We start from the raw sequence: 1,463 nt of genomic DNA, 5'->3' as shown, positions 1-1,463 counted from the left end.
TGGACTGTTACTGACAGCTGCGCTGCGCCGATTACATGCTCTGCTTCATTCACCGTGCCGCCGGCTGTTGTGCCTACAATTACATGCCCGACAGATCCAAATCTACCAGCGTGTACAGATCAGGCAACCATCCAAAATGAATACAATAACTGGGCAGATGGATTTACATACTCCGGTGGTTGCGATGATCCAACCGATAATATCGATGAGATTCCGCCTCTGACTGATATGACCTGCGGAGGACAACTTTCATTCACATATATCGTAGCAGATTTGTGTGATACGGTAGAATGTACTTCAACATTTACAGTTGCAGGAGACACAATCCCTCCTGCAACTACATGTCCACCTGATGCAAATTATGAAGCTTGTGACTTGTCGATAATTCAAACTGAAACAACCCTTTCATATACTGAAACAGAAACGACAATTACCTTAGCCGAATTGCAAGCCGCAGGAGGAACGGCGAACGACAATTGCGCAATTGGCGAAATTATTTATTTTGATGATTCAACAGGAATATGCCCGATAACCATTATAAGAACATTCACAGTAACTGATGAGTGCGGTAATAATGATACTTGTCAACAAATTATTACAATTGATGATACTATCATTCCTGAAATCACATGTCCTCCGGATACAACAATATTTACTGTAACTGATACTGCACCTTCTTATACAGGATGGGCAACCGGAACTGATAATTGTGATCCAAACCTACAAATTACTTACACCGACTCAATTGTTCCTGGAAATAATCCTCTCGAATTTACCATATACAGAATATGGGAGGCTGCAGATGCCTGTGACAATAAAATCACATGTCCACAAATTATTAAAACCGGCGATAATACTCCGCCCGAGATAACCTGTCCGGAAGATATTGATGTGGAATGTTTCGAGTTGCTCGATACTTCGATAACAGGTGTTGCCACGGCAATTGACGAATGTATGCCAGTAACGATAACCTTCAGAGATTCATCAGATAATAACTGGTGCCCGGAAACCATTTACCGCACCTGGATTGCAACCGATAACTGCGGAAACTCAGATGAGTGCGTTCAGAGAATTACATTAAATGACACTATTCCTCCGGAAATAATATGTCCTGCTGATGAAAGTTATGAAGCATGTTCAATTGAAGAAGCGGATACAATGTTATCATTACCATATTCTGAAACGGTAAGAATAATAACATTAGACGAACTGTTAAGTGCAGGGGGCGACGCCTCTGATAATTGCTCCATCAAGGAAATCAATTATTTTGATGCTTCTTCCGGAATTTGTCCGATAACAATTGTAAGAACATTTACAGTAATAGATTCCTGTGATAATACTGATGATTGTATTCAATTTATTACGATCAAAGATTCCACTCCGCCGGTATTTGATGTCTGCCCGCCGGATATTACCATTACATGCGACCAGAGTACCGACACTATCGTTACCGGAAGCCCCGT

The 1,463-nt window shown here is 41.4% G+C and carries 1 protein-coding gene; it reads left to right on the top strand.

The window, feature by feature from the left end; all coding sequences use genetic code 11:
• Positions 1 to 1,463, top strand: a 1,463-nt coding sequence (locus K5G00_RS29310) for a hypothetical protein (RefSeq protein WP_238770168.1), incomplete at both ends; no start/stop codon positions are given.

Source organism: Maribellus maritimus (assembly GCF_022267315.1).
Taxonomy (GTDB): domain Bacteria; phylum Bacteroidota; class Bacteroidia; order Bacteroidales; family Prolixibacteraceae; genus Draconibacterium; species Draconibacterium maritimum.
Note: the sequence above shows the minus strand (reverse complement) of the source record. Positions and strands in the feature narration are given on the sequence as shown.